Source organism: Streptomyces sp. NPDC042002, assembly GCF_055588305.1.
Map to the genome: position 1 here is coordinate 78,301 of NZ_JBVJCT010000010.1, position 19,084 is coordinate 97,384.

At 72.1% G+C, this 19,084-nt stretch carries 21 protein-coding genes and 1 pseudogene; 14 read left to right on the top strand and 8 right to left on the bottom strand.

The annotated features are described in order from the left end of the window. Positions 1-119: 119 nt before the first annotated feature. Positions 120-785: a TetR/AcrR family transcriptional regulator gene (locus tag ACZ6KY_RS17455; RefSeq protein WP_469311143.1), complete on the bottom strand. Its 666-nt coding sequence runs from the start codon at positions 783-785 to the stop codon at positions 120-122. A gap of 163 nt (positions 786-948) precedes the next feature. On the opposite strand from ACZ6KY_RS17455, the gene ACZ6KY_RS17460 reads away from it, so the two are divergent. Next, positions 949-1,713, top strand: coding sequence for an SDR family NAD(P)-dependent oxidoreductase (locus ACZ6KY_RS17460; protein WP_469311144.1), 765 nt, complete (start codon positions 949-951; stop codon positions 1,711-1,713). 420 nt (positions 1,714-2,133) lie between these two features. Here ACZ6KY_RS17460 and ACZ6KY_RS17465 read toward each other — a convergent pair whose 3' ends face one another. Next, positions 2,134-2,844 (bottom strand): glycoside hydrolase family 75 protein, encoded by a 711-nt coding sequence (locus ACZ6KY_RS17465; RefSeq protein ID WP_469311145.1) that lies wholly within the window; start codon positions 2,842-2,844, stop codon positions 2,134-2,136. Between the two features lie 365 nt (positions 2,845-3,209). On the opposite strand from ACZ6KY_RS17465, the gene ACZ6KY_RS17470 reads away from it, so the two are divergent. Both ACZ6KY_RS17470 and ACZ6KY_RS17475 read left to right on the top strand, forming a co-directional pair. Continuing rightward, complete coding sequence (locus tag ACZ6KY_RS17470) at positions 3,210-4,196, top strand: fibronectin type III domain-containing protein (protein WP_469311146.1); 987 nt, start codon at positions 3,210-3,212, stop codon at positions 4,194-4,196. Between the two features lie 329 nt (positions 4,197-4,525). Next, on the top strand, positions 4,526-5,080 hold the full coding sequence (locus ACZ6KY_RS17475) for a hypothetical protein (protein ID WP_469311147.1): 555 nt from the start codon (positions 4,526-4,528) through the stop codon (positions 5,078-5,080). A 56-nt stretch (positions 5,081-5,136) separates the two neighbouring features. Here the strand turns inward: ACZ6KY_RS17475 and ACZ6KY_RS17480 are convergent, their stop codons facing one another. The 4 genes from ACZ6KY_RS17480 to ACZ6KY_RS17495 all read right to left on the bottom strand — a co-directional run bounded on the left by ACZ6KY_RS17480 (position 5,137) and on the right by ACZ6KY_RS17495 (position 9,645). Further along, positions 5,137-5,682, bottom strand: coding sequence for a PadR family transcriptional regulator (locus tag ACZ6KY_RS17480; RefSeq protein ID WP_469311148.1), 546 nt, complete (start codon positions 5,680-5,682; stop codon positions 5,137-5,139). Positions 5,683-5,779: 97 nt separating this feature from the next. Then, complete coding sequence (locus ACZ6KY_RS17485; RefSeq protein WP_469311149.1) at positions 5,780-7,795, bottom strand: FAD-dependent oxidoreductase; 2,016 nt, start codon at positions 7,793-7,795, stop codon at positions 5,780-5,782. Positions 7,796-7,936: 141 nt separating this feature from the next. Beyond that, positions 7,937-8,740, bottom strand: a complete 804-nt coding sequence (locus ACZ6KY_RS17490) for an alpha/beta fold hydrolase (protein WP_469311150.1) — start codon at positions 8,738-8,740, stop codon at positions 7,937-7,939. 110 nt (positions 8,741-8,850) lie between these two features. After that, positions 8,851-9,645 carry a putative protein N(5)-glutamine methyltransferase gene (locus ACZ6KY_RS17495; protein WP_469311151.1) on the bottom strand — a complete coding sequence of 265 codons (795 nt, stop codon included), beginning with the start codon at positions 9,643-9,645 and terminating at the stop codon, positions 8,851-8,853. A gap of 365 nt (positions 9,646-10,010) precedes the next feature. Here ACZ6KY_RS17495 and ACZ6KY_RS17500 point away from each other — a divergent pair, with 365 nt between their 5' ends. Continuing rightward, on the top strand, positions 10,011-10,514 hold the full coding sequence (locus tag ACZ6KY_RS17500) for a MarR family winged helix-turn-helix transcriptional regulator (RefSeq protein WP_469311304.1): 504 nt from the start codon (positions 10,011-10,013) through the stop codon (positions 10,512-10,514). A gap of 48 nt (positions 10,515-10,562) precedes the next feature. Here the strand turns inward: ACZ6KY_RS17500 and ACZ6KY_RS17505 are convergent, their stop codons facing one another. Continuing rightward, positions 10,563-11,333 (bottom strand): GNAT family N-acetyltransferase, encoded by a 771-nt coding sequence (locus ACZ6KY_RS17505; protein ID WP_469311152.1) that lies wholly within the window; start codon positions 11,331-11,333, stop codon positions 10,563-10,565. Positions 11,334-11,640: 307 nt separating this feature from the next. Here ACZ6KY_RS17505 and ACZ6KY_RS17510 point away from each other — a divergent pair, with 307 nt between their 5' ends. Next, entirely contained in the window at positions 11,641-12,246 is a 606-nt protein-coding gene (locus tag ACZ6KY_RS17510; RefSeq protein ID WP_469311305.1) for a sulfite oxidase-like oxidoreductase, read from the top strand. A 13-nt stretch (positions 12,247-12,259) separates the two neighbouring features. After that, positions 12,260-13,036: a ferredoxin reductase gene (locus tag ACZ6KY_RS17515; RefSeq protein WP_469311306.1), complete on the top strand. Its 777-nt coding sequence runs from the start codon at positions 12,260-12,262 to the stop codon at positions 13,034-13,036. A gap of 77 nt (positions 13,037-13,113) precedes the next feature. Here ACZ6KY_RS17515 and ACZ6KY_RS17520 read toward each other — a convergent pair whose 3' ends face one another. Further along, on the bottom strand, positions 13,114-14,028 hold the full coding sequence (locus tag ACZ6KY_RS17520; RefSeq protein WP_469311153.1) for a universal stress protein: 915 nt from the start codon (positions 14,026-14,028) through the stop codon (positions 13,114-13,116). A gap of 254 nt (positions 14,029-14,282) precedes the next feature. Between ACZ6KY_RS17520 and ACZ6KY_RS17525 the strand changes: the two genes are divergently transcribed. The 8 genes and pseudogenes from ACZ6KY_RS17525 to ACZ6KY_RS17560 all read left to right on the top strand — a co-directional run bounded on the left by ACZ6KY_RS17525 (position 14,283) and on the right by ACZ6KY_RS17560 (position 19,080). Continuing rightward, positions 14,283-14,414, top strand: a complete 132-nt coding sequence (locus ACZ6KY_RS17525) for a hypothetical protein (RefSeq protein WP_469311154.1) — start codon at positions 14,283-14,285, stop codon at positions 14,412-14,414. Between the two features lie 9 nt (positions 14,415-14,423). Continuing rightward, a complete protein-coding gene (locus ACZ6KY_RS17530; RefSeq protein WP_469311155.1) occupies positions 14,424-15,008 on the top strand; it encodes an Rv1733c family protein in 585 nt (194 codons plus the stop codon). Positions 15,009-15,219: 211 nt separating this feature from the next. Next, positions 15,220-16,185 (top strand): acetylxylan esterase, encoded by a 966-nt coding sequence (locus tag ACZ6KY_RS17535; RefSeq protein WP_469311156.1) that lies wholly within the window; start codon positions 15,220-15,222, stop codon positions 16,183-16,185. Between the two features lie 8 nt (positions 16,186-16,193). Then, positions 16,194-16,595: a nuclear transport factor 2 family protein gene (locus ACZ6KY_RS17540; protein WP_469311157.1), complete on the top strand. Its 402-nt coding sequence runs from the start codon at positions 16,194-16,196 to the stop codon at positions 16,593-16,595. A 1-nt stretch (position 16,596) separates the two neighbouring features. Next, positions 16,597-16,686 (top strand): annotated as a pseudogene (locus tag ACZ6KY_RS17545) (DUF1905 domain-containing protein); the annotation flags it as partial. Between the two features lie 677 nt (positions 16,687-17,363). After that, positions 17,364-17,813 carry an SRPBCC domain-containing protein gene (locus tag ACZ6KY_RS17550; RefSeq protein WP_469311158.1) on the top strand — a complete coding sequence of 150 codons (450 nt, stop codon included), beginning with the start codon at positions 17,364-17,366 and terminating at the stop codon, positions 17,811-17,813. Beyond that, the gene (locus ACZ6KY_RS17555; RefSeq protein WP_469311159.1) at positions 17,810-18,148 is read left to right on the top strand and encodes an ArsR/SmtB family transcription factor; all 339 of its coding nucleotides are present in this window, start codon (positions 17,810-17,812) and stop codon (positions 18,146-18,148) included. The genes ACZ6KY_RS17550 and ACZ6KY_RS17555 overlap by 4 nt, the downstream gene beginning before the upstream one ends. Before the next feature lie 119 nt (positions 18,149-18,267). Then, positions 18,268-19,080: an SDR family NAD(P)-dependent oxidoreductase gene (locus tag ACZ6KY_RS17560; protein WP_469311160.1), complete on the top strand. Its 813-nt coding sequence runs from the start codon at positions 18,268-18,270 to the stop codon at positions 19,078-19,080. Positions 19,081-19,084 lie beyond the last annotated feature (4 nt).

Below are 19,084 nucleotides of genomic sequence, written 5' to 3' on the forward strand. Positions count from 1 at the left end.
ACTGGGGAGCATGCGGGCTGGGGAGCATGCGGGCTGGGGAGCATGCGGGCTGGGGAGCATGCGGGCTGGGGAGCATGCGGGCTGGGGAGCATGCGGGCTGGGGAGCATGCGGACCGGGATCAGGAGATCCCTTCCGCCGCGACGCTCAGGGCCGAGCGGATGGTCGCCGCCAGCTCCGACTGGGCCGTCGCGGGATCGGGCTCCTCTTCATCGGTGCGCCACGCGTAGTACTCGGCCGCCGCGCGCAGAGCCGCGTTGAGCATGGCGGCCTGGATCTCGGATCGCAGATCGACGGCTCCAAGACCGGCGCGGTCGGCGAGGGCGCGGGCGAACACCGGCTCGGCCTCGTCGTGGGCCTGGAGCCAGACGGCGCGCAGCCCCGGCTCGGTGCGGGTGAGCCTCAGCAGTGTGCGGACCCTCGGCAACTGCGGCCCCGCCACCTGGCCCCCGCCGCTTGTGGACGCCAGCTCCAGGGCGTCCTCCAGGGAACCGCCCGCGGGCCAGGCGCGCAGCGCCGCGGCGATCGCGTCGATCCCGGCCGCGAACAGCGGGCTGACGCAGCTCTCCTTGCTCGGGAAGTAGCGCCACAGAGTCCTAGTGGACACGCCGACGACCTGGGCGATCTGATCCCCGGTGGTGGCGACCACGCCCTGGTCCACGAACAGTTCCACCGCGACGCGGGCGATCTCCAGCCGGATCTCGGCCCTGCGCTCGTCGGTCAGCGGTGGCCGCCCGGTACGGCCGCGGCCCCGGCCGGGGTGTTCGCCGATCGCGCCGTCCGGCACTGGTGACTCCTTGGTTCCGCCTGCGGATGCTGCCCGGGACTGCGGTGATTCTAGCGATCTCCGTCACCGCCTCCGAAGACTTTCTGTCACCCGGCGACATTAAGTCGTACTGTGGTCGCCGCAGCACCTCGGCAGCACCCGTACGCACTTCTTGGAGAACGTCATGAGCACCACTGGACTGGACGGCCGCAGCGTCATCGTCACCGGCGCGGGTTCGGGCATCGGCCGTGCCACCGCCCTCGCCTTCGCGGCCGAGGGCGCACGGGTGGTCGTGGCCGATCTCAACGCCGATGGCGCCGCGGAGGTCGTCAAGGAGATCGAGGCGGCGGGCGGCAGCGCGGTGGCGGTCACGGGCGACCTGAGCGAGCAGGCGGTCGTCGACCGGGTGACCGCGACCGCGGTGGAGCGGTTCGGCGGAGTGGACGTGCTGGTGAACAACGCCGGGATCATGGACCGCATGTCGGCGGTGGCCGAGGTCAGCGACGCGGAGTGGGAGCGGGTCATCCGGGTCAACCTCACTGCCCCGTTCCTGCTCACCCGGGCGGTACTGCCGCACATGCTCGCCGCAGGCAAGGGCGCCGTCGTGAACACCGCCTCGGAGGCGGGCCTGCGGGGCAGCGCCGCCGGGGCCGCGTACACCGCCTCGAAGCACGGCGTCGTGGGGCTCACCAAGTCCCTCGCCGTGATGTACCGGGACAAGGGCATCCGCACCAACGCCATCGCCCCGGGCGGCACGATGACGGGCATCGCCGTGGACATAGAGGCCAGTGCCCAGGGCCCCACCGTCCTCGGCGCGTACATGGGCAACGTCGGCCGGCTCGCCGAGGCCGGGGAGCAGGCCGCCGCGATCGTGTTCCTCGCCTCGGACGCGGCGAGCAACATCAACGGCGTGATCCTGCCCGTCGACAACGGCTGGGCGGCGGTCTGACGTCCGGACCCGAGGTCTGACCGTCGGCCCGGGGCCGAACGGCCGGACCGGAGTCCCGCGGCCGGGCGGCGGTCTGACTGCGGACCGGGGTCCGACAGCCGGACCGGGATCGGACGGCTCGACCGGGGCCCGACGGCCGGGACCTGAAACGGATCCCCCGGTCCTGGGCCACGGGGGGGGCCGCCGGACCGGGAACGGATCGCCGGTCCTGGGCCACCGGGGACCGCCCGAACCGGGAACGGATCGCCGGTTCCGGACCGCCGAGGGACCGCCCGAACCGGCAACCGATCACCCGCTCCTGACCGCCGGGGGACCGCCGGACCTGCCGGGGGACCGCCGGACCTGCCGGGGGACCGCCGGACCTGCCGCCTCGGCGCCCCAGCGGCCCGGCGGGGGGGCTTCAGCGGTGCGCTTCGGCGGCTACCCCTCGCCCAGGAGCTTCCGGGCCAGCCGCTCCCCCGCCGCCATCGTCGAGGCGTGGTCCTCGATGGGTGACACCCGGGAGTTCCCGAAGACGACGTAGGTGACCCCGGAGGGCGTACCGCCGCCGCGCGGATCTGCGCGGATACCGAGCGCCGCGGCCGTCGCGTACGAGGCCTCCCCGATGATGTCCGGCGGACCGGTGTCACCGACGACGGCGTACTGGACACGGTCCTGGTAGATCACGGCCGCCACCGAGCCGGGTTCGATGCCGTTGTCCCGGTAGTTCCAGATGTCACTGGGGGCCGGGACGACGATGTACGGCAGGGTCTCGGCGCTCAGATAGCGGCCGTCGGACTGCTGGAAGGCCGTGGATTCGGAGAAGAGCGGGTCGGTGCCGCTGTTGCACAGGGGGCCAGGTCTGCCGTCGCAGTCGATGTCCATGTCCGCCTTCCAGAAGACGGCACCCGGGGTACCGCAGACCGGGATGTCGGCACGGGTGCCGTCGTCGCTGCGGTAGCGCCCGTTCGAGACGGCGGCGCAGCCACCGAGTCTCGCCAGCAGGTCGGCGGCCCGGACGGAACCCTCCCGCCCGGGCGCGACGGGGCTTCCGGGGCCACCCGTGGTGGGGGTGGTGGACAGCATCGCCGGGGCCGAGGCGAGCAGGGCGGCTGCCGCGGCCGCGGCCAGCGTCAGCGACTGGACACGCACGATGGGAGACCCTCTCCTGGGGGGCACGGACGCTCATTCGCCCAAATCTGGTGGGCGTCCGAGAGCGCGTCCACCGGGAGGGGGCCGGACGGTGCACGGCCGCTTCCGTGGGCGCCGTACGGCCGAGGGCCCGAGCCACAGCCGGCTCCGGCCACTCGACCGCACGCGTCGGCGCGGGATCAGCGACGACAGCGTTCCGCGCCGTGGGCAGGAACTCCCCTGACAGTGGGGCGAGTTCACGCCGCGTCAGGGATCAGCATACGTACGTCCGGGACGGTCCGGCCAACAGCGTCCACCCTCTTGATGTGGCCGCGTCACCCGTGTCTTATAGGTACAGACCAATCCCGTCGAGGGAGGGCTGACCCGTGCGACGCGTTCCCCCCACCGTCCTGCGCGCGCTGGTGTGCGGCGCGCTGCTCGCGCTCGCGTCCTGCGGATGGGGCGCCCGGACGTCCGGTCAGGGTGAACGGCTGCCCGCCGCGCCGATGGGTGTGACCGCCGCCTCGGGGAGCGCGACCAGCGTGCACGTCATGTGGAACCTGGCCTCCGAGGACCCGAGGATCACCCGCTTCGAGGTGTATCGCGGCACCACCAAGGTGAAAGAAGTGCCCGGTTCGGAGCACATGGCGGACATCACCAGGCTCGTACCGTCCACGTCGTACGTCTTCAGGGTCCGTGCCTGGAACGCCGCCGGAGTCCCTGGGCCGCCCAGCAAACCGGTGCGCGCCACCACCCCGGCCGAGGTCGCGGCCGACGGCACTCCGCCCACCCGCCCCGGCAGCCCTCGCGGCAGGGCGGTCGGCAGCCGGGCGGTCCAGTTGTCCTGGGCGAGGTCGTCCGACGCGCGGGGCGTGGCGTCGTACGACATCTACCAGGGCAGTTCGAAAATCCACAGTGTGGGCGGCGCACAGACGGCCACCGTCGTCACGGGGCTGCGGCCGGGCACGGCGTACGCCTTCACGGTGCGGGCCCGTGACGCCGCGGACAACCTCTCGCCGCCGAGCGGCACCGTCCGGATCACCACCGCGCCGGGCTCGGACGACGGCCGGGGCACGGCGCCGACCGGCTTCCGGGCGGCGACCCACCGGAGCGAGGGGGCGTACTACATCGACCTGGCCTGGACCGCGCCCCAGGTCGACGGGGTGATCACGGAGTACGAGATCCATCTCGACGGGCGTGCCGTGACCTCGCTCGTCTGGGGCGCCGGCCCGCCCCGCGGCACCTGTACGTACAGCTTCTACATCGGCCGGGAGGCGGACGTGACGCACCGGGTGCGGATCCGGGCGAAGCTGCCCGACGGCACCTGGGGCGGTCTCTCCGCGGAGCGCTCTGTGACGACGGGCCGACAGTGAAGCATCGGGCAGGGCCCGGTCCGGCCGTGAGGCATCCCGCGGTGGCCAGTCCTGCCGTGAGGGCCCGGCGGCGAGGGATCCAGCAGGCTGCTGAGCGTCACGATCCGCGCGCGCTCGACCCGCGCCCGTTGACGGTGAACCCGCCCAGGAAGCGGGCCGCCGGCTGCGTCGGCAGTCGGCCGGACGATGGAATTCATCACCTGCCCGGTCCCCGCCCGCATGCGGGTCCGGTCCGGGGCGCATTGGCTCGCACTGAGGCAGCACGGGCCTTCCGATCCTCGGCGGCGCATGGGATGTACCGCCAACCGTGCCGCTGGAGGGCAGTTCCTATGCGTACCACTCAGACACTTCTCCGCTCCGGCCTGACCGTGGCCGCCACCGCTGCGCTTCCGCTCACCCTGGCCGCCCCGGCGGCCGTCGCCTGGGGTTCCGGGATCTCCGTGAGTACCAGTGGCACCTCGGTCTCGGTCACCACCAGTGCCTGCCCGAGCAACGGAAGCAGCTTCGGCGATGCCTCGCTGCTCTCCAGCGGACAGGCGAACTTCGCCCAGGGGCGCCAGATGTCGCTCACCGGGACGAGCAACAACCAGTCGGCGGCCTGGACAGGCGTGAGCCCCGGCACCTTCACGGTCATCGTCGTCTGCCAGGACGGCACGACGGCGGGCACCCAGTCGATCATCGTCGCGCCGACCGCGCCTCCCGCGACTCCCACGATCTCGACGACGGTCTCCCCCTCGCCCTCACGCGGCGTCATGGGTGGCCTCGGCGGAGCCGTGAAGGACTACGGCACAGCCACCGTCGTGGGCGGCGCGGCCCTGGTCGTGACCGGCACGGTGGCGGCGGCATGGTTCCTGCGCCGCCGGTCCAAGCCCCACCGGCTCTGATCCGGAGTCCGTCGCAACGGGCGGCCGTTCCACCGGCTCCGGTCGCGGACGGCCGCCTAGTCGCGCCCCGGCATGCTGTCGAGCTCCGCCAGGGCGTGGGTCAGCCACTGGGTCCAGAAGGTCTCCAGGTCGATGCCGGCCCGCAGGACGAGGTGTCGCAGACGGTCTTCGGGGGTGCTCTTCTCCGGGGGGAAGTCCCGGTCCTGGATCTCCTCGTACTCGGCCAACTGCCGCCGGTGCAGAGCGAGATGGCGGCGCAGGTCGGCCTCGACGCCCTCGGTGCCGACGACGGCCGCGGCGCGCAGGCGCAACAGCATCGTGTCCCGCAGCGGCTTCGGGTCCTGCGAGGCCGCGGTCCAGCGGGCGAGTTCGGCGCGGCCCGCGGGCAGGACTTCGTAGCTCTTCTTCTGGCCCCGGGCGTGCTGCTCCGGGGGCAGCGCCCGGATGTACCCCTCGGCCTCCAGTCTTCCCAGCTCGCGATAGATCTGCTGATGCGTCGCCGACCAGAAGTAGCCGATCGACTTGTCGAACCGCCGGGTCAGTTCGAGGCCCGACGAGGGCTTCTCTAGCAGGGCGGTGAGGATCGCGTGCGGGAGTGACATGGGGTCATCCTAGGGAGGGCCGCGGGCGCCGCCCGGTGCCCGGCCGTGGTCGGCCGGACACCGCGACAGCCTTCCCGCGGTTCGTTCTTACGGTGTCCTAGAGCGCCGCCGCCAGTTCGGTGCCCTGTTTGATGGCCCGCTTCGCGTCCAGCTCGGCGGCCACGTCGGCGCCGCCGATGAGGTGGACGCCGCGGCCGGTGGCGCGCAGCGCGTCGTACAGGTCGCGGCGCGGCTCCTGGCCGGTGCACAGCACGATCGTGTCGACCTCCAGGACCTGGCTGTGCCCGTCGACGGTGACGTGCAGTCCGGCGTCGTCGATCCGGTCGTACTGGACGCCCGGAACCATGGTGACGCCGCGGTGCTTGAGCTCGGTGCGGTGGATCCAGCCGGTGGTCTTGCCGAGTCCGGCTCCGACCTTGGACGCCTTGCGCTGGAGGAGGTGCACGGTGCGCGGCGGGGCGGGCCGTTCGGGGGCGGCGAGACCGCCGGGCGTCCGGTAGTCCATGTCGACGCCCCAGCCGCGGAAGTACGTCGCCGGGTCCTCGCTCGCCTTGTCGCCGCTGTCGGTGAGGAATTCGGCGACGTCGAAGCCGATGCCGCCGGCGCCGAGGACGGCCACGCGGTCGCCGACCGGGGCTCCGTCGCGCAGGACGTCGAGGTAGCCGACGACGCTCGGGTGGTCGACGCCCGGGATCTCCGGGGTGCGCGGGCTGACGCCGGTGGCGACGACGACCTCGTCGAAGACCTCCAGCGTCTCCACGGTGGCCCGGGTGTTCAACCGGACGTCCACGCCGTGCAGTTCGAGCTGCGTACGGAAGTAGCGGATCGTCTCGTCGAACTCCTGCTTGCCGGGCACCTTGCGGGCCACGTTGAGCTGGCCGCCGATGTCGCCCGCGGCGTCGAACAGGGTGACGTCGTGGCCGCGTTCGGCGGCGCTGACGGCGCAGGCGAGTCCGGCGGGCCCGGCGCCCACGACGGCCACGGTCTTGCGCAGCCGGGTCGGCGCGAGGACCAACTCCGTCTCGTGGCAGGCGCGCGGGTTGACCAGACAGGAGGTGATCTTGCCGCTGAAGGTGTGGTCGAGGCAGGCCTGGTTGCACCCGATGCAGGTGTTGATGGCCTCCGGGCGTCCGGCCTCGGCCTTGGCGACGAAGTCGGGGTCGGCGAGCATCGGCCGGGCGAGCGAGACCATGTCCGCGTGGCCGTCGGCGAGCAACTGCTCGGCGATCTCCGGGGTGTTGATGCGGTTGGTGGTCACCAGCGGGATCGAGACCGAACCCATGACCTTCTTGGTCACCCAGGCGTACGCGCCGCGCGGCACCGAGGTCGCGATCGTGGGGATACGGGCCTCGTGCCAGCCTATGCCGGTGTTGATGATCGTCGCCCCGGCGGCCTCGACGGCCCGCGCGAGCGTGATGACCTCGTCGAGCGAGGAGCCGCCGGGCACCAGGTCGAGCATCGACAGGCGGTAGATGATGATGAAGTCGTCGCCGACGGCCTCGCGTACGCGGCGGACGATCTCGACGGGGAAGCGCGTCCGGTTCTCGTACGAGCCGCCCCAGCGGTCGTCGCGCCGGTTGGTCTGCAGGGCGATGAACTCGTTGATGAGGTAGCCCTCGGAGCCCATGATCTCGACGCCGTCGTAGCCCGCCTGCCGGGCGAGCCGGGCGGCACGCGCGTAGTCGTCGATGGTCCGCTCGATCTCGGCGTCGCTGAGCGCGTGCGGCGGGAAGGGGCTGATCGGGGCCTGCAGCGCGCTGGGGGCGACCAGGTCCTGGTGGTAGGCGTACCGCCCGAAGTGCAGGATCTGCATCGCGATCTTCCCGCCCTCGCGGTGCACCGCGGCGGTGATCCCGGCGTGCTGCTCGGCCTCGGCCTCGGTGGTCAGCTTCGCGCCGCCCTCGTAGGGCCGGCCGGCGTCGTTGGGCGCGATGCCACCGGTGACGATCAGGCCGACGCCGCCCCGCGCGCGGGCGGCGTAGAACTCCGCCATGCGCTCGAAGCCGCGCTCGGCCTCCTCCAGGCCCACGTGCATGGAGCCCATGAGTACGCGGTTGGGCAGAGTGGTGAAGCCCAGGTCGAGCGGGTTCAGCAGATGCGGGTAACGGCTCATCGGGCCCTCCATGCGCGGTGACGTACGTCCGTTGTAGACGACGCGTCACGCATTATGCAACTAGTTGCACAATGACGAGGGTCACTCGGCCACGGGCCGGGGGCAAGCGGCGACCGGCCCGCACCGGTCCGGACGAAAGGCTCAGCCGAGTGCCACCCGGGCGACGAGTTCGGCCACCGCCACGGGCTGCTCGACCATCACCAGGTGGCCCGCGTCGGGGATCAGGACCAGGGTCACGCCGGGGGCTGCCTCCAGTCCGGCGCGCTCGTCGTCCGTCAGGCCGATGTCGTCGTGGTCGCCGCGCACGACCCAGGCGGTCGCGCCCGAGTCGCGGAGCCGCGAGACCAGGTCCGGGTACCGGTGCAGATAGTCGAAATGGTGCCGGATCACCTGGCGGCAGAACGCGGGGTCGTTCTTCTCGAACTCGACGGTCAGCGCCGCACGCCGGGCCGGGGGCAGATTGCCCGCCATGGCCCGGGGCGTCAGTTTGACCAGGCCCGCCCAGGCCAGCATCCCGACGCCGGGCACCCGTCCGAGGCTGTTGGCGATCGCCAGCGCCTTGTCCTCGTCGGAGGCCGAGAACGTCGGGGAGAGCAGGACGACGGGGCCGGCGAAGTGCCCGCCCGCCACCATCTCCAGAGCGACGTTGGCGCCGATGCTGTGGCCGACCACGACGTCGCAGCCCCGCTCCGCGGCCAGGGCGCCGGCCAGGGCAGCGTAGTTCTCCATCGAGAGATCGTGCGGCGGCGTGGTGCCCGCGTGCCCCGGCAGGGTGGCGGCCACCAGCCGCACCGGCGCCGAGGCGAGCGGAGGTGCGGCCATCAGATCGTCGTAGAACGCCGTGCTGCACATCCCGCCGGGCAGCAGCAGCACCCGGGTGCCCGCGTCCGCGGGCCCCGACTCCTTGATGTCCCACGCGTCGAACGTCTGGGGGGTGCTGCTCATGTCCGGGCCTCCCTCTGATACCTGTCGTCAGCCGGAGTGTGGCGCGGGGGGCGGCGCGATCGGCCGACCGAGGGCCGAACGCGGCATGTCGCCCCGTCCGGCCCGCCCGGTCAGGGCTTCACGCCGATCACCACGTTGGCGTACCTCTCCTCCGAGACGGCCAGTCGCGCGATCAGTCCGCCGCGGGCGAAGGCCTCGACGGCCGTGGGCGCCTGGCGCTCGCTCGTCTCGACGAGGAGGCAGCCGCCGCGGGCCAGCCAGCGCGGCGCCTCGGCGGCGACCCGGCGCACCAGGTCGAGTCCGTCCGCGCCACCGTCGAGGGCGACCAGGGGTTCGTGGTCCCGGGCCTCCGACGGCAGCAGGCCGACCTCGTCGGTCGGGACGTACGGCACGTTGGCGGCCAGGACGTCGACACGGCCGCGCAGGGTGGCGGGCAGCGCCGCGAAGAGGTCCCCCTCGTGGACCTGGCCGGCGAACGGCGCGACATTGCGGCGGGCGCACGCCACCGCGGCCTGATCGATGTCGGCGGCGTGCAGTTCGGGGCCGCCGAGGGACGCGGCCAGCGCGGCTCCGACCGCGCCCGAGCCGCAGCACAGGTCCACCACGACGGACGCGCCGCGCGCGAGCGCGACGGCCTGCTCGACGAGGAACTCGGTGCGGCGGCGGGGCACGAAGACGCCGGGGTCGAGGGTGATGCGCAGACCGTGGAACTCCGCCCAGCCGAGGACGTGTTCGAGGGGCAGTCCCGCGACGCGCCGGGCCACCATCGCGGCGGCCTCGTCCGGGGTGCGAGCGGCGGAGAGGATCAACTCCGCCTCGTCCTCGGCGAAGACACAGCCGGCGGCGCGGAGCGCGGCGACCACGGGGTCTACCGCTTCAGGGACATCAGGAGAGAGAGGAGGCATGAAGCCGAGGGCCTTTCGACGAACCGAAGGGCGCTCCCACGGTCACCTGGTGACGGTGAACGCGTTGTCCGGAGAGGAGAGCACCCGACCTGACACAGCGGTAATGGGTCTCACCTCCTCGACAACTCATCGGCCGAGACGATCCTCGGCCGGGACGGCCACCCTACAGGAACGATCAGCCGGCGACTGCGGCCCGAGTGGCCATCGGATCCGCTTCGGCCGGCCTGCGCGGCTCTCTCCGCTCCACCCCCAAGTTGTACTATGCAACCAGAGCGACGCCGGGAGGTCCCGTGATGACAGCCGAAGGATCGAGTGGCGGCCTTGTCACCGCCAGGACACCGACCACCGGGACACCGACCGACGGAATGACCCCCGACGGGGTGACGGCCGACGCGGCCGTGGAGATCATCCAGCGGGAGATGACGGTGTTCGCCCGGCGGGCCCGCGCCTCGGCGGGACGCATGCATCCCGAGTTGTCCCTGGTCTCGTACACCCTCCTCGGTCATCTGGAGGAGGTCGACGGCTGCCGTGCCACGGATCTCGCCGCGCACTACGCGCTGGACAAGTCCACGGTGAGCCGCCAGGTGGCGGCGCTGGAGCGGGCCGGGCTGATCGAGCGGCGGATGGACCCCGAGGACCACCGTGTCCAGGTGCTGCATCTGACGTCAGCGGGCACGGAGATCCTCACCCAGGTGACCCGCAGCCGCCGGGTGGCGTTCCGCGAACGGCTCACGGGCTGGTCGGAGGAAGACCTCGCCCGCTTCGCCTCGTATCTGCTGCGCTACAACGCCACGGGCACCGGCTCATCCGTGGCCACGGATGAGCCGGACGCGAGGCCGCCGACGCCGCCGATCCCGCCGAGGGACTGACCCCGGCGTCCCCGCGGTCTCCCGCAGCTCAGCGGCGCGGTGCCGGTGTCAGCCCACGCCCACGATCCGGTCGTCGCCCAGGTGCTCCGGGACCCGCGCGGCCATGAAGCGGGTCCTGCGGCGCAGCCGGAAGCCCAGCGACTCATAGAGGCGGATGGCGCCGGTGTTGCCGGCGGCTGTGTGCAGGAACGGGGTCTCGCCGCGTTCACGGATGCCGTGCGCGACGGCCAGGATCAGGCGTGTGGCCAGGCCCTCGCCCCGGTGGTCGGGGTCGGTGCAGACCGCGCTGATCTCGGTCCAGCCCGGTGGACGGAGCCGCTCGCCCGCCATGGCGATCAGGGCGCCGTTCCGGCGGATCCCGAGATACGTGCCGAGCTCGACGGTGCGCGACAGGAAGGGTCCGGGCCGGGTCCGTTCCACCAGGTCGAGCATGTCCGGCACGTCTGCGGGGCCGAGCAGCACCGCCTCGGCATCGGGCGCGGCGGCGAGGCCGTCGTCGACGAGCTGGACGCCGTCGAGGCTGAAGACGACCTCCCAGCCGTCCGGGGTGCGCCCGCCGAAACCGGCCAGCGGCGCCTCTCCCCCGGGTCCCACCAGGGCCGCCAGATCCGCCCAGTCACCGGCGTCGGGATCGTCGGGCAGCGCCAGCCACGGAGACACGTCGACGGGGTAGCGCAGGACGCGGCCACGCCGTTCGGCGAAGTGGGCGTGGGGCCCGGTGAGGGACCCGAGGGCCGGATTGTCGAGGGGGTGGCGGCCGGGAGGGCTCTCCTGTTCCTCCGGGCCCCCGAACCCTGTGGAGACGTACGCCTCGGCCATCTGCTCCCTCACTCTCCCTCGCTGTCGTCACCCTCGTCACGGCCCGGCTCACCGGTTGTACATGTACGGGCCATCGGACTCGACTCCAGGAGCAAGGAAGATCGGGGCGCGGCTATTCCCGGGCGCCGGGAGAGTTCATACGTCCGCAATGTTCAGCGCCCCGCAACGGCTCGGAGCACGGTCCGTTCCCCCGTACGGTTGAATGACTAAGCACTGGTGCGTGCCCGGGACACCGACCCGCGCGTTCGCGCCGATCACGCTCGATCCGCGGGCCGCCGTCCCCGGCGGTCCTGGAGGCGCCACCCGTATGAACGTCACGCGAGGCTTCACCGGGCGCCCTCGCGCCCACAACGCCGGACTGCCGCCCGGCCAGTACGACGCGGGCGACGACTGGCCCGTCCTGTCCGCCGAGGTCACCCCGGAGCTGGCGTCCGCCGACTGGACCCTGCGGATCGACGGCCTGGTGGCCGAGCCGCGCACCTGGGACTGGGAGCAGGCGCACGCGCTGCCCGCCTCGGCGTACGAGGGCGACATCCACTGCGTGACGAGCTGGTCGAAGTTCGGGGTGCGGTTCGGGGGTGTGTCGCTGGACGCGTTCCTGGAGGCCGTACGACCGGACGCGGCCGCCACCCACGCGGTCGCGTACGCGCACACCGGGTACACCGCGAACCTCCCGCTGGCCGACCTCACCGGCGGTCGCGCCTGGATCGTGTGGGACTACGACGGGAAACCGCTGCCGGCCGAACACGGCGGCCCGGCGCGGCTCGTCGTGCCCCATCTCTATTTCTGGAAGAGCGCCAAGTGGATCGCGGGCATCCGGATCCTCGACCATGACGAACCGGGCTTCTGGGAGCAGAACGGCTACCACGCCCGCGGCAACCCCTGGGAAGAGCAGCGCTACTCCGGTGACTGAGAACACGACCGAGATCGCTGGTACCACTGAGACCACGACCGGGACCTTCGTACCGCCGACACGGTTCGCCGTGCCCGGACGCATCGCCGTGAGCACGCAGACGGCCACCACCTGGCAGACCGCCACGCTGACCGAGGTCCGCCGCGAGACCCCGCACGCGGCGACCTTCCGATTCGCCGTACCCGCGTGGGAGGGGCATCTCCCCGGCCAGCATCTGATGCTGCGGCTCATCGCCGGGGACGGATATGTGGCGCAGCGCCACTACTCCATCGCGTCCCCGCCCGACGACACCGGTCACATCGAACTGACCCTGGACCATGTCGACGGGGGTGAGGTCTCCGGCTGGTTCCACACCGTGGCCCGGCCCGGCGACTCCGTCGAGGTCCGAGGTCCGCTCAGCGGCTTCTTCGCCTGGCCCGGGGACCGGCCCGCGCTGCTCGTCGGCGCCGGTTCCGGTGTCGTACCGCTGATGTCGATGCTGCGGCACCACCGCGCGCGGACCCTGGACGTTCCGCTGCGCCTGCTCGTCTCCGCGCGGAGCCCCGAGGAACTCATCTACGCGCGGGAGTACGGCGACGAGACCACAGCCGTGTTCACGCGCGGCGCCCCGGACGGTGTGCGCGTCGGACGTATGACCGCCGCACATGTGGCGCCCCTCCTGGCCGAACAGCCGCCAGGTGGGTGGGAAGCCTACATCTGCGGTTCCAACGGATTCGCCGAGCACGCCTCGCAGCTGCTGGTGGCGGCGGGGCAGCCGGTGGACCGGATTCGGATCGAGCGGTTCGGCTAGACGCCGTCCTCCGTCGTGCTGGCCCCGGATTCCGCCGGAAAGCCGCGGGAGCGGTGCCAGCCGTTGCGGGAGCGGTGTCAGCCGTGCGGCACCACGACGACCGGGCACGTCACCTGCCGGATGACGGTCCGTGCGGCGCGGCCCAGGTGCTCGCCCGCGAGGCGGCCGACGATCAGCAGACCGGCGCCGGTGGACGCCCTCAGCAGATGGTCTCCCGGGTGGCCGTGGACGACCTGTTCCGAGACCGGGGTGTCCGGGAATTTGTGACGCCAGGGCCGTAGTACGCCGGTCAGGGCGCGCCGTCGGCCGGTCTCCTGGTCGTCCGTGTCGCCGGGCGACGGCACGGTGGCCGACGGGACGGCGGACGCGCGACGCTCGTGCGGGGATCGGGTCCAGGCGTGCACCACGAGGAGTGGTGCCGAGCGGACGGCGGCGGTGTCGAAGGCGTAGCCGATCAGGTCGTCGGCGGGGTGCTCCAGGTCGAGGCCGAGGACCACCGGACGGTAGGGCGCGGCGCTCGGCGATGTGCCGTCGGGGATGAACACCCTTTCGTCCTCGGGGAGTTCGCCCGCGCGGACGAGAACGACCGGACAGGCGGCACGCGCAGCGACGGCCAGGGCGACGGAGCCGGTCAGGAAACCGGCCAGCGCGGTGTGGCCGGTGCGGCCACGGGTGCCGACGACGAGTGCCTCGGACCCGGCGGCGGCCCCGAGCAGCGCGGGCACCGCGGGCGCCTCCGTGTCGCCCGGGACGATGCTCAACGCCGGGTGGGTGTAGGACAGTTGGATCACCGCCCGGTCGAGCGCCGACCTGGCGCACCCGGCGGGTACGTCGACGTCCGGAACACGCGCGGCGACGCGGTGCCGGGTGCCCGCGTGCAGCAGACGCAGCGGGAGACGGCGCCGTCCGGCCTCGCGGGCCGCCCAGTCGGCGGCGTCCAGACTGGCGCGCGAGCCGTCGATTCCTGCGGTGATGGTGGAGCCGGTGTTCATGACCGATGCCTTTCGTGGCTTGGACGACCAATGCCGTGACGCTGTACGCGCGCCGTCGCGGAGGTTTTCGGCGGACGGGTGTGTCCGGCGGGTGTAACCGGCCGACGGCGGGGCAGTCGGGGTGCGCCCGGGTGTCGCGGGCGGGGACGGCCGGTGCTTCGCCATCGGGGCTCCTGTTCGCCGACGCGGTGACGCCCGGGTTCCACGGGGGGCGGGGATCAGTCGTACGGCGCCGGAGTCCGCGCGGTCCGGCGATGGACCGCTGCCGCCGCGCGCGGTATGCCGGGCGCGGCGAACCGGTCGCGTACGGCGGGCAGTTCGGCGCCCGGGACCGCGAGACGCTGGTCACCGAGACGTCCGGGCGCCGACGCGGCGCGCGGCAGTGAGGAGGGGACATGCGGACCCGGGTGCACGGCTGGCGCTGGCGCCGCAATCCGCTGCGTCGCCGCTCCGACGTCGTCGAGGCATGGTGGGCGCTGGCCGTCGGCGTTCTCCTGTTCGTCGGGGCGCCGCTCGCGGGGGCGGGAGTGGCGTGGTGGACGTACGACGGCACACGGGAGCACGCGGCGGCGCAGCGTGCCGCCCAGCACCATGTCCGTGCCGTGCTCGTGCGGGACGCACCGTCGGCGCTGCCCACGACGCCGGGCAACAGCCTGCGTTCGTTCCCCGTGCCGGTCCACTGGACGGGGTCCGACGGGACGGCGCGGACCGGTCTGGTCCGCGTGCCCGCGGGTCTGCGGCGGGGTACGCGCCTCGACGTGTGGACCGATGCCCGGGGAGGGATAGTGCGTCCGCCGTCGAGCGCTTCGGTGCTCCGGCAACACGCGCTGGCCATGGGCGTCTTCACCACCGCGGGCGCCCTCTTCGCCGTATTCCTCGCGCACCTCCGCGTACGCCGGGCCCTGGCGCGCCGCCGGCTGGCCCAGTGGGAGCGTGACTGGGCGCGGACCGAACCGGAGTGGACCCGGCGGACGGCCTGAGAGGCGTGCGGTGAGCGGGCCCTCACGAGGAAGGCCGTGAGCCGGGGCCCTCGCGAGGGAGAACGAAGGGGCCGGACGACTGCCCGGAGAAGGAGCGAGCGGCTGGTCGGCGCCGAGAATGCCTTCGTTCCCGGCGCGGCCGTGGCGGGCCGCCGAGGGCGGACGTACCGTGTGATCATCCGCGCACCCGTATGCCGAAAGGTGGTCCTCGATGGCCCTGTTCGACCTCCCTCTCGACGAACTCCGCACCTACCGCAGCGCGTCCACCGAACCCGAGGACTTCGACTCCTTCTGGGCCAAGACGCTCCAGGAAGCCCGTGAGTACGACCTCTCCCCCAGCTTCGCGCCGGTCGAGATCCCGCTGAAGACGGTCGCGGTCCACGACGTCACGTTCGCCGGGTTCGGCGGGCATCCGGTCAAGGGCTGGCTGACCGTGCCGGCTTGGGCGAACTCACCGCTGCCCACGGTCGTCGAGTTCATCGGGTACGGCGGCGGGCGCGGGCTCCCGCACACACATCTGCTGTGGGCCTCGGCCGGCTTCGCGCACTTCGTGATGGACACGCGCGGCCAGGCGAGCGCCTGGGGCGGCGGCGAGACCCCGGACCCGGTGGGCAGCGCGCCCGCGTTCCCCGGGTTCATGACGCGGGGTATCGAGGACCCCGAAAACTACTACTACCGGCGGCTGTTCACGGACGCGGTCCGCGCCGTGGAGGCGGCCCGTTCGCATCCGCTGGTCGACGCGGCACGCGTCGCGGCGCTCGGCGGGAGCCAGGGCGGCGGCATCAGCATCGCGGTGGGCGGTCTGGTGCCCGACCTGGCGGCGATCGCTCCCGACGTGCCGTTCCTGTGCGACTTCCCGCGCGCCACGGTGCTCACGGACCGCGCCCCCTACCGGGAGATCGGCAACTACCTCAAGACCCACCGCGGCCGCACCGAACAAGTGCGGCGCACCCTCTCCTACTTCGACGGGGTGCACTTCGCCGCGCGCGGCCGGGCTCCCGCCCTGTTCTCGGCGGCGCTGGAGGACCAGACCTGCCCGCCGTCGACGGTCTTCGCGGCCTTCAACGCCTGGGCGGGCGAGGAGAAGCAGATCGAGGTGTACGACTTCAACGACCACGAGGGCGGCGGCCCCTACCAGCAGGCCGCGCAGCTGCGCTGGCTGCCCGCCCGCGTCTGAGGCCCGCGATGGACACGACCACCGCGGCACGACGTTTCGTACGGGTGTGGGAGCGGGCCTGGGCGGACCATGACGTCGAGGCGATCCTGGAGCTGTACTCCGACACCTGCGTCCACCGCTCCATGCCGTTCCGGGAGCCCCATCGTGGCCGGGACGAGCTCGCCGCGTACATCCGCTGGTCCTTCGCGTCCGAGACCACGGCCGATGTCCGTTTCTCCGAGCCCGTGATCGGCCAGGACGGCCGCGCCGCCGCCGAGTTCCGTGTCCTGGCGGAGGAGGACGGTCGCCCTTCGACACTCGCGGGCTGCGTCTTCGTCCGCTTCGACGCGACGGGACGCGCGGTGGAGACCCGGGACTACTGGCACAGCACCTCGGCGTACGCGCCCTCCCTCCCCTGGCAGGATGGCTGACATGGAGTGTGTGTTCTCCGGCCGAGTGATCGAATGGCGCGGACCGTCGCCGTACTACTTCGTTCGGGTTCCGGACGAGGAGTCCGCCGACCGCTCGCGCATCCCGACGGGGCCTTCCGGAATCGGTTCACAGGTCAACTCCACACTCCGGAGCCGCACCTTCGCCGGGACTTCGCCGAGCTGTCCGCCGCCAAACGAACTTGACCTTGCCCGCATCGACTCCGTCTTCCGAGAGAAACGGGGAGCCGAACTCCTGGCTCTGTTCACACGATTCCGGCCCCTGCTGAGCCAACCCGCCTGGTCCGGCTGCCGCGTGGTGCTCGCCGCGGCTCCGCAGGACTGAGCCGGCTCCTCGCCGTCGGCCGGGGACACCTGCCGAGCAGGCCGGCCGACGGCATGGCAGCGCGGATCTTCGGAAAGCGGACGCCACGGTCACAACTGCCGGCCGAACAGGTCGCCGACCCCGGGGACTGTCCACAGCTGCCGCAGGCGCCCGTCGCCCACGGCGCCATCAAAGAGGTCGGGCCGACGGCGGTCTCCCGCGGCCGCGGCGCATAGTGCCGTCGCGCCCCGGCGATCCGTACGGCGGCACGGCCGCCACTCCTTCACCCGGATCCCCTCGCGACAGACGCGGATGAGCCCGCCACCACTCCCACCGGCCGTCCCCGGAGCCGAGCCGTCCCGTCGATCACGCAACACAAGGTTGCGGATCGCCGGTACCGTGACTATCGTTATACGCAACCGATGGTTGCTTATTGGAGGTCCGTGGTGGAGTTCGGAAAGCTGGAGCGCGAGATCCGCATCGACGCGGCACCGGAGATCGTCTTCGATGTGGTGAGCCGCCCCGAGCACATCAGGATGTGGTGGTCCGACGACGCGTCGTTCGAGCCCGCGCCAGGCGCGGTCGGCGAACTGGTGTGGGGCGACCGCGCCGCGGTCGAAGCGTTCACGGTGGTCGACGTGGATCCGCCCCGCAGGTTCGCGTTCCGCTGGGTCGCTCCTGGCGGCCAGGTGCCCGACGCGGACAACTCCCTCCTCGTCACCATCGAGCTCGAGCCCTCCGGTGACGGCACGATCCTGCGCCTGACCGAGAGCGGCTGGCGGGAGAAGGGCTGGGAGGCCGCCGTACTCGAAGAGGCCTTCCACGACCACGAGCGCGGCTGGGACATGTTCCTGCCCCGACTGCGGGGCTACGCCCCTTCCGTGGTGGCGCGATGACCATCGCCTTCGACGACGAACTCTGGTCGGCGATAGGCGACCCGATCAGGCGCCGCCTGCTCGACCTGCTGCTCGCGGAAGGAGTCGGTACGCCGACCAGCCTGAGCGATCGTCTCCCGATCTCCCGCCAGGCGGTCACCAAGCACCTGGGCGTCCTCGACCGCGCAGGCCTCGTGCACGCGACACCTACGGGCCGCGAGCGGCGCTACGAAGTCGACGAGGCCCAACTCGCCCGCGCCGTCCGGCAACTGAACGAGGTGGGCAGGAACTGGGACGCGCGACTGAACCGCATCAAGCGCATCGCGGAACAGATCCAGCGTCAGAAACGCGACTGACCAACAGGCCGCCGGAACGGATCTCCGGCCACATCTGGCGACATCTCCGGCGACCTCCAGGATCGGTGTCGGCGTCGGCGTATTCATTCGGAAGAGTCATTCACCTCTGGAGGACACACATGAGTGGGTCGCTGCTTGACGACAAGAACGCTGTGATCTACGGAGGCGGGGGCGCTATCGGCGGCGCAATCGCACGGGTATTCGCCCGGGAAGGCGCGAAGGTCTTCATCGCCGGGCGGACGCAGGCGAAGCTCGACGTCGTGGCGCGTGATATCGCCGCCATGGGCGGAACAGTGGAGACCGCTCAAGTCGACGTACTCGATCAAGAGGCGGTCGAAAAGCACGCCGACGCAGTCGCGGCGACGGCCGGCGGCATCGACATCGCCCTCAACGCCGTGAGTGTCATGCACGACCAGGGGACCGTGCTGGCGGACCTCTCGCTGGAGGAGTTCATGCGGCCGATCGACGGGTTTCTGCGGACGCTGTTCATCACCAGCAAGGCCGTGGCGCAGCACATGGGCAGGGAGCGTCCAGGCGTCATCCTGACGTTGTCCGAGCCGGGTTCCAAACTGGCTGTGGGCGGCATCTTGGGGCACAGCGTGAGCGCGGCCGGCAAGGAGGCCTTCTCGCGGGTTCTGGCCGCGGAGCTGGCCCCCAGCAACATCCGGGTTGTCTGCATCCGTCCACACGCCGTCGTCGACGCGCCGGCAGCGGGTTCGTACACCAAGGACCTCTTCAAGCAAATGGCGGCAGCGGGCGGGCAGTCGGTCCAGGAAATGCTCGAAGGCGGGGGGATGGCGCAGGGCACGCTCTTGAAGAGGCTGCCCACACTCTCCGAAATCGCGGAGACGGCCGCGTTCCTGGCTTCGGACCGAGCTGGGGCCATGACGGGAACAGTCGCCAATCTGTCCGCCGGCGCGCTGGTCGACTGAGCCC